This is a genomic window from Paenibacillus sp. 2TAB23, assembly GCF_052115165.1.
Taxonomy (GTDB): domain Bacteria; phylum Bacillota; class Bacilli; order Paenibacillales; family Paenibacillaceae; genus Pristimantibacillus.
Genome location: NZ_JBFRGD010000048.1, coordinates 1 through 8,904 on the forward strand (window position 1 = coordinate 1; position 8,904 = coordinate 8,904).

Below are 8,904 nucleotides of genomic sequence, written 5' to 3' on the forward strand. Positions count from 1 at the left end.
TCGTGATACAGATAGTCAAAGATTACATTCATTATTATAACCATATTCGTATTCAAGCGAAACTAAATAACCAGTCACCGATTCAGTATCGGCAACTGGCATGTTAGTTAGGTGTTTTATCCCTGTCTCATTAGCAGGGGTCAGTTCCGAGGGCCATCAAGGTTTTTAGTCTTTTATACGTTGGTTGTTCACAATAGCGTAGGCATTGTTATTTTGCACGTGAAACAAATAAGAGGGATATTTCCGCTATAAGAAGCTTCCCTCTTTACTTATACAAATATTGTTTTAGTAAAAACAATTAAATTATTGAATAAAGCTTACCATCATTAGTCACTTTTATTGGTGGTTGCTTGCAATTAATGTATGCCGATGTCATTAAAGTGCCGAAGGTTTTCTCGGTGAAGAATAGTGGTCCTTCTATACAGTTTCGGTGTTCCTCCTTTAACTCAAGTAAAATATTTACCATTTGAGGTGCAAGTTTCCGAGCGTATTGCGAAGCAGTATCTACAGCATACTTATAATTTGCAATTATTAGTAATGCTTCTTCTAATTCATTTCGTTCTTCAACAAACATTCCCTCCGAAATTACATCACATGTCGCATAAACCATAGCATAATATATTGCATTAGGATCATTTTTCCTTTGTAAATTGGGGAGTAGTCTGCTTTCTCTCTCCAGATCCACATATTTAGATATTTCCAGAATTAATTCCCTATAATCGCCTATAAATACACCAGCATCCAGAAAATCGCCACCACTCAATATGTCATATACTTTTTCAGGGAATTGCTCCCTCCCCAGTAACAGTTGTCCTTGTTTAACGAAATGACTAATAAGAGGCTCCCATCCATCCCAAACAATATTGAAATAGTCAAGAGCAGGAGGGAGTCGTTCTCCTGTGGATGGGATCATAATACTAATTTCTGTATCCCCTGATGTTATATGATCCCATCCTGCGAACCACAGGATTCTTTCATAACTCTGATTTCTAGAAGATATGCCAAGACCTACGTTTTTAATTTCTACTAAGGCTTTATTGGTATCTTGAAGTATCGTCATTGCTTCTTTACCACTTATAATTGTAGAAGGGTCATGCTTAGCTTTGTTATATTTTTTTCGTAGTTCGTGTAGTGAATCGATAGAAGTTTGGGACACATCTTGGCTTACTAAATGATTAACCAGTACTTCAAATGTATCTCTATTCCTCGTATTATTGTAAATGCCTTCTTTAAGAAATAATTCAACTTCAGAACCAATGTCCTTGATATATTTAGCAATATCGTTTGAAGTATGGTGAGCCGCCAAGTGTGTGAGTAGTTGGCTGTAAGCTTGGTTGGATATATCTGTAATTCTATCTATATAAGTTTGCACAATAATCCTTCTTTCTGCGTATAAACTTATTTTTATTGTAACTGTTTGTAGCGCTGTCTGAAGTCTGCAAGCATGGAGTATCAATATTAGCCCAAGCTAGCATTGTATCACTCTATTCATTCGTGGTATACATTAAAAAAGCTAATTTATGATCTTGGCAGTTCCTAACCTGAAGGGAAATGTCTAAATAAATTGCTTCACGAACACAGTCCTTAATATTATTTGAATGTGAATTTACTATTGGATATTTTAACTTCCAAGCTCCATTACTAAATATATATAAATACAAAGTATACTCCTCTTCATTATCTTCATAAATCCGGAACGAAAGGTGACCTTGTTCAAATGTATTACCATGTTCCGTCCTATTACTATCGTAAGAACTACAATGATCGCAGATAGAAGATCAGCTCTCCTCAAAAGTATTAATTTCAAGTTACTTCCCTAATTCTTCAAGTGAGATGTCACATGTCTGGGTCAACACCAAGTAATAGCACCTCATTTGCTCTCATGAAAAAGTGAAAAAGCTCGACATCATATATTACTACCACGCATTCCATTTGCCTTGAGTATACAAAAAAAATGATGTCGTGAAGATCATCTGGTAGGTCCTGGGCAGAAGACAATCTCATTTCTGTAATCATTGTTTAAATAATATTTTCTCTTAGAATATAGCCAATAGTAGATCCTTTTTCTATAAGAAAATTCAGTGTAACTAAAATTTTCTGTTTCAACAGCTTATTCTTTTTAATCTTTTCTCGATTTTCATAGACATACTTTCTCACCAAGTTTTCTAGATAGTAAGAAGTATTAATTTCAAGTTTTAAAGCGTTATATTCTGAATGTTTTGATAACATATTGGATATCCATATTAGTCCATAATCTACAAAAGGGCTTCCAATGTCATTCAACAGTTTAGATATTGAATATAGAACCGCAGGATGTGGATCCATTTGATCTAATACAGTCTTTATCAATCGCATGTTATTTGATTTTAGCGACCTCCACTCCTTAGTAGAGTCATTCCATCTAACTTGTGCAAATAAGTAACTTTTGATGATTTTATCTAGGTACCAATTATTAGTTCTGTCAATAGTAGCTTCAATTATTTTATCTTTGAATTCATTCCACACCAGCCAAAAATTATCATAACTATATATTCTATCTTCAGCATATATAAACTCTTGGAACATCTCTGCTATAGGTTCTGTTAAATTGAACTCATTAATAAATGGCTGAATAAATCTCGGTAATTCAATATTTTCTGAATTTAAAACAATATATGCATATCTTGTCAAAAAATCTTTACGTACCTTATAATCGATTTTGTCACAGTCTCTACCTTGCGTTAGTTCTTTTGCAAACACTGAAATTATTACATGTGCAATCGCAATATGCTTTTCATGTTTTAACTTGACAGGCATCATACCTAAAGTATTAGATAACATCATCAAATCAAGACTTTGAATATTATCTAAATCTGAAAATGAAAAATCATTATCAACCATCTTATTCAGATTCAACTCATTACCAGCTATAAACCTGTTCAATAATTCTCCATAATCAGGTTGGTAAACTCCATTGTCATAGCTTTCTTGACGAATTTCGTTTCTTAACTCATTGTACTTGTGCTTAAAGAATAAATAACCTAATAATAATGAATGTGCATCCTCAAACTCGTTTTCCCACATCTTATGAATTGCAACCATAGAAAAAACGTTAAAACTTTGAATTGACATTATCCCACCAGCAGATTCATCCTTAAACAATGTTAGTAGGAGCAATAATTTTATGGTTTGCTTTTCATCAGGATATAACTTCATCAGTTTAGGTAGTGAAGCAATTGCTTCCTGCATGCCATCGCCTACTTGATAGAAATATTCTGGCTGTACACAAGATATCACGTTAGCAATTATAATGTCCTTACAAAACCCTATATCCACCTCACTTAAATCATCGACATAATGCTCAACTAATACTACACAGACATTTAATGATATTTGGTAATTAAATAAATGGAATCTCTCATTTTCAGCATGCGTTTCTTGAGGAAGATCTGGGTTATAAGGTTCGTTAAGTCGTTCCAATATTTTCCTAACGTCTCCTAATGCATTTTGAGGATTACTATCATACTTCTCATATTCCTTAGATTTGTCATCATTTTTAGACTTAAAATCAGCCCACAACTTCAAAGGAACATATCTCATATGTTCGTTATACGTTTTTTGATTTACCTCTATAAAGTCATTTATTTCTGGTTCTATATCAGGTACAAACTCAATTAATATCCCTTCATCAGTCTCTTCGGTATTAATTTTCATCTTTCTTCTATCCATTCTAGAAAGATACAATCGCCAAGTCTTATCTACCGCTATTTGTCCAGATTCATTAGAGAGTTCAATATAATAATTGTCAAGAATACTCCATAATATTTCTTGACGTTCTTTTGCTTCTTCCTCTCCGCCTTCACTTGTTGCAAACATTTGATAGTTCAGAAAAAGTCGTTCTAAGCTCCAATTTCGGTGCTTGTCTTCACAGCTCTTAATTCTCTCTTTATCATGATAGCTGTCTTTATTAATACCCCAGTTTTTACCGATTGAATACAGTGATTTTGCACTACTTTCTAATGCCAATCTTTGTATGCCATGAGTAATAAATTCTCTTGTATTAAACAAAATCTTTGCCGTATCAAATGTCTTTTCGGGATTTGCCAATACGACGCTTGTAACAACTGATGAAATAGAAGCACTGTTACTACATTCAAGTAGGTAGTTGAGCCAACTCACCAACACTTTTCCATCCACTTTTTCAGCCATTTCAAGTAAGAACTTCTCTAAAGCCATATGGATAGATTGAAGTAAATTGGGGCTAACAGGTGAACCTGTGCCTCTGTACATATTCCATAAACATTGACTTATGTATTGCTTTTTATAATGCTCATCACTTAACTTGACTTTGATTTCATCTATCACATCATACTTTGACGCCATATCAGATGTTAAGTACATACCTATAGATTTATTAATGAAACCTACAATGAAATCTATAGTTTCTTTGGGTTTAATTTGAAGTAGCCAGTAAATCGGGCTTTGAAAAGCACTAGGCGGATGATACTCTCCATGGTCATTTTCTATACCGTAATTATGTTCAATATCATCTCTTAAGCTTGAAAACATATGAATTTTTTGAGGTGTATATGTCCAAAATAAATCCGCTAACTCTAAAATTTCTTTTGGTATAACTCTACAAACTGGTACCCCCTCTAATTTAGTCAAGATAAACTTAACTAAATCATAATAAGGGTCTCTATGATGCTTCCATCCATTGCTTTTTATTTCAGTTACAATATCCTTTAATTCACTTTTCAGTTCACTAGAGCCATTAATAATGGTCTTAATAATTAACTCTTGTGTATCATCTCTTGAATAGTAGTTTTCCCCTTGAATTATATCCTGATAATATCTCAAAGCAATAAGTCCAGCATATCGAGTAGTAGCTCCGCTTTTAATCTTGTCGTTCCAGTCATGAATTAAAGGCAAAACAAAATTAATGTTTTCAACCTCAATTGCTTTTAGATTAGTATATATAAACTCGATTAATGCCTCCCAGCCTATTCCCATTGGCTTTGTTAGAATGTGTTCCAGAGTAAAGATATTTATATCTTTTATGCCTAATTGTGAGAAAAAATCATCATCTACCTCTTTACATGCAATTCGTAAGATAAAAGTTAGCCTTTTCAGTAACCTACAATCATCTAACAATAGTTCGTTCTTAAAAACCTTAAAATAAGTTTTTGAATAGTCTGAAAGTAAAACAGAAGCAAATAACTCATCTTTCCAAAAGGACTCAACCTCATCATTTTTAATAGCGTCTTCAATGAATTCTACAATTTCGCTGTCTTCAAGCAATAGTTTCTCTGATATCCAGTTTCGTAAACACCTTCTTATTGGTAACGATTCACCAATTGAAATAAAAAATCCATTTTCGTCAGACCTATTAGCGAACTCTCTATTAATAATTTTTTCTAACGCCCATTCTTCATAAATATCATGAGTTATGAAATACCCCACGTCCTCATAGCCTAACATTCCATCTTGCATTAATTCATCACATTGGCTACTTAGCTCAGTTTTTACATCAACAAAAAATTGACCTGTATTGGCTCTTCGAGATGCAATTTCTATGAAACATTTTTCTCTTTCTGGTTTACTTTTTTTAACTCTTTGCTCCCACAATTTTGACTTAAATTCAACATAATCAATTTCATTAATATCCTTGTAGAATTTCAAATATTCATTTAAATAGAAAGGATTTCTTATCAATTCTAATAACTTCTTATCCTTAGGTAGAGTAAAAGCATTCGCACTAGCTATAATGATTAATTCATGCTGTTCCAAAGGACGTATCCCAATATTTAATGGAGCAATTTTATAAATTTCGAAAAACTGATAGTTAAGATCTTTAAGATAAACATCTCTAGTCGTAAAAATTACTTTCCAGTTATCTTCAACGATTGCTGATAATAACTCTTTGAAGGGGTCAGTATTCCTTAAATCTAATAACTTTTCAGCTGAATCAATTACTATTGTTTTGTACTTCATATCTTTATGAGCACCAAGAAAATCACTCATACTGAAATCACCAAACATGTCATTAATATTTCTTATTTCAAACTCTGTTGCCTTAAAGATATAAAATGGTGCATCTTCTGCATAGCGTTCATATATTTTTTTTACTAAGACAGTTTTTCCGACCCCGCCTACACCACTGATAATACATACTTGATGAGAACCATTGATAAGTTGATTCATTTCCTGCTCTCTCTCAATTTCAAATTTATTCTCATTGAAAGAGATATCTGTACTTATGTTTTTCAATAGATTTTCACTATGTTCTCGCATTTCTTCTAATATTGTGAATATGCTTTTTTCAAATGTAAAAAAGTGCTTCGAAATAACATCATTTTTAACTGTGACAAATTCAGATTCAAAAAAACTTGCTAAATTCCACTCCAAACTAACATCTAATTCTTTTGCTAGCTTTTCAATATCTTTTAGTCCTTGAGGCGCCTGTCCCTTGTTTTGTCCCCACTCCTGATTTGAGTAGATATGCAATCTATTCACATTTGGATAATCCCTCTTTAATTTATTTAATGTATCCTCAAAATCATTTTTATGATTAGAGAGCGGAGTTTCATAGAACTTTGCTTGCCACGCAACTACATCATCATTAACCTCAATAGGATTTGTTTCTATTGCTGACTGATTCTTATATCTAAATATCCCATATTCCTTATTAAAATGCTTACAGAACAGCAAATAACAAAGCCATTCAAAATTATTCTGAGGGTTATAGCTAAATTTTGCTTTGAATATATCCCAATCTGGTTTAATCACTCACTTCACCTCTTCCAATTAATTTCTTAATCTACCACCTATAAATGTAACTCTAATCATTATTCCCTAACCAACAGCACACAACACTCCACATGCATCAAATATGTATGCTTAAGTCCCCTCGTGGGTATTTAACAACATCCAAGCCTCAATCCTTAACACACACTTCTGCTTTACCACTGCTTGTGATACGGTTCTCCGTAATTAGTCTAATTGTGACCTACATTTCAATTTTTCTATTAACATTTTTTCAAGTTTAATTGCTAAATCATTAAGCCTAATTAGCTCATATTCTTGAGATCCCCCTAGTTTCCTCTTACTTCTCTGTACTTGTTGGGCATATAGACATAACTCTCGGATATCTGTATCCTTCCAGCCTGAAGTATAAAAAATCATTGTCGAATACGCTGGAACTTTCTTTCCACTCTCTAATTGATGTTCACTCATTACAAATAGTGAGTCAAACAGCAATTTCGCACCTTTATCGAAAGTAATAAAAATTGGCACTTCTTGATAACCTGATAATTCTGCCAATTGGGAGACTTGAGTTGGCATAAGCATATCAATTGAAGCTGCATATATTTTATTTAAAATTTTCTCCATTCCTATAGATGGACTAGTTTTTTTTAGTATAGTCGATTCTTCTCCTAAGTAGTGGATAACAAATGAAGTACTTACAGGGGAAAATGCATTTATTTCATCCGCTATATAGTGAAACATTTCTTTAATTTTTGTTTTACTATCTCTATCATCGAAATGTTTAAGTAAGTATGCCTTTAAAATTGTTGTATAGGTTATGACTGTTTGATTTTTAAATAACCCATTTTTAAGTAAAAGCGGTGCTTTACTATACTTTATCTCCTCAGTAATCAATTCATTATTCGACAGTAATTCTTTTCTAAAATCCATATTAAATACTTTCCCTACGCAATCAACCATTTCTTTATATTTTTCAAGATCTATATTCCCTGTCGATTTGGATCTGGATGCTTCCTCACAAGATAGTGCATATATAACTCTTGAAGCGTTATTTTTAACTATATTGATTATTTTTTCAAAGTCATCTTTTTGGCTAAGATAATATTGATTAAACACTTCCATATCATTAACATAGTATCTAGCCATAATTGCAAAATTGGTATCTATAATAAACATAAATTCTCTATCACTATTTTTTAATATTAAATCATCAATATCACTTATTCTCCCATCAACCCAAGCTGATGAAAATACACTCATTCAATCAGCTCCTTTCAATGATTTTCTTTCCCATTTTGCTAAATTTAATATATATTATAGCATTAAGCACAACTTACTTCTTATATTGCGCTTCACTTTGCAAATGATTAAGCCCTATCAGTTTATTAGACATTTTATCTACTTATATTTATCGCAATTCTTGGTTTATAAAAGCAATGTCTAGTAAATGTCTACTTTCTCTAGGCATAACAAAAACCCGTCCTAGCACGGACGGGCTTTTCATGGTGGAGGCGAAGGGATTTGAACTCCCCTTATCCACTATAAGGAAATCTTTACATAGGTCGAGACAACTTATAGAACATAAAAAACAGTGGTTTAAGCATTCTTATTTATTTGTTCATTACGATGCTGACACTACCACTTCCACATGTGTGGAGTGCTTAAACAATAAAAAACCAAACGGTAGTGTTCCGTTTGGTTCTTAAATGGATATAACATCGGGAAATCACTATCATAACTTTATTGTTATTAACGACAAGGCTAAATTAAAAGTTTGAGCTCTACTCTTCCCTATCGCTTCGCCTTATAAAACTCATGATAAAGCTTCATCAACGCCCTCTTCTCAATCCGACTCACATAACTCCGACTAATCCCCAGCTCCTTCGCAATCTCCCGCTGCGTCCGCTCATCCCCGCCATGCTCCAAACCAAACCGCCCAATCACAACTTCCTTTTCCCGATCATCGAGTATATCTAAGTTCTTATATATCTTGCTCTTCTCAATCTTAAGCTGCACCTTATCCACAATATCATCGGCCTCCGTGCCGAGGATATCGATCAACGTGATCTCATTGCCTTCCTTATCCGTGCCAATCGGATCATGCAAAGAAACGTCCTTTCGAGTTTTCTTCAATGAACGCAGATGCATAAGTATTTC

The 8,904-nt window shown here is 33.3% G+C and carries 5 protein-coding genes; 1 reads left to right on the forward strand and 4 read right to left on the reverse strand.

The genetic code is table 11. The features are described from left to right. The coding region (locus AB4Z29_RS31985; RefSeq protein ID WP_441944359.1) for an IS3 family transposase at positions 1 to 107 on the forward strand (107 nt) is incomplete at its 5' end. A gap of 191 nt (positions 108 to 298) precedes the next feature. On the opposite strand, the gene AB4Z29_RS31990 is transcribed toward AB4Z29_RS31985, so the two are convergent. The 4 genes from AB4Z29_RS31990 to AB4Z29_RS32005 all read right to left on the reverse strand — a co-directional run. Then, positions 299 to 1,372 carry a hypothetical protein gene (locus AB4Z29_RS31990; protein WP_441946917.1) on the reverse strand — a complete coding sequence of 358 codons (1,074 nt, stop codon included), beginning with the start codon at positions 1,370 to 1,372 and terminating at the stop codon, positions 299 to 301. 647 nt (positions 1,373 to 2,019) lie between these two features. After that, a complete protein-coding gene (gene avs4, locus AB4Z29_RS31995; protein WP_441946918.1) occupies positions 2,020 to 6,768 on the reverse strand; it encodes an AVAST type 4 anti-phage nuclease Avs4 in 4,749 nt (1,582 codons plus the stop codon). A gap of 204 nt (positions 6,769 to 6,972) precedes the next feature. Then, positions 6,973 to 8,007, reverse strand: a complete 1,035-nt coding sequence (locus AB4Z29_RS32000) for a hypothetical protein (protein ID WP_441946919.1) — start codon at positions 8,005 to 8,007, stop codon at positions 6,973 to 6,975. A 531-nt stretch (positions 8,008 to 8,538) separates the two neighbouring features. Further along, a partial coding sequence (locus tag AB4Z29_RS32005) for a sigma-70 family RNA polymerase sigma factor (RefSeq protein WP_441946920.1) occupies positions 8,539 to 8,904 on the reverse strand: 366 nt, incomplete at its 5' end.